The sequence below is a fragment of the Micromonospora sp. RTBAU3-60 genome (assembly GCF_054963695.1).
The window spans coordinates 1-586 of record NZ_JBUEGB010000211.1 but is presented as its reverse complement, the minus strand read 5'-3'; the positions used below and the strand labels follow the sequence as shown (position 1 = coordinate 586).

The following is a 586-nucleotide window of genomic DNA, read 5'->3' as shown; positions in this document are numbered from 1 at the left end:
GGGTGGCCAGTTCCGCGCCGCCGGCATCCTCGCCAAACAGCACCGCCTGCGCCGGCACAGTGAGCGGCTGCACGCCAAAGCCGACCACTACCAACGGCTCACCGGCCGTGACGAGCAGCATCACCTCATCGGCAAACTGGCGGTACTACGCGACGAGATCCGCCACCTCTCCAACCGCCGCTCCAACCTCAACGCCGCGCTCGCCTGGGCCGCCGCCCGCTGGGCCGTCGACCAGGCCATCGCCTCCCGGGCGACCGTCATCTACGTCGAAGACCTGCGATCGTTGGAAGCACGGGGCATGGGCGCCACCCTCAACACCCGGCTGTCGCAGCAGGTCCGCGGGCAGATCGTCGACCGGACGCGACACCTCGCCGCCGAGGCGGGTATCGCCGTCGTCACCGTCCCCGCCCGCAACACCTCCAAACACTGCCCGCAGTGCCTGACACCGCTGCAGCATCGCAAAGCCCCCGACAAGCCCATGGTGGCGGGCTGGAAGTGGGCCATCTGCCCCCACCAGTCCTGCCGCTGGCAAGGCGACCGCGACCACGGGGCATGGCGGCGCATCGCCGCCCGCGGCCTCACCCAC

The 586-nt window shown here is 71.0% G+C and carries 1 protein-coding gene; it reads left to right on the top strand.

Annotated features, from left to right (window positions below; genetic code table 11):
* On the top strand, nt 1-586 hold a 586-nt coding region (locus ACY34I_RS40605; protein WP_462760866.1), incomplete at both ends, for a zinc ribbon domain-containing protein.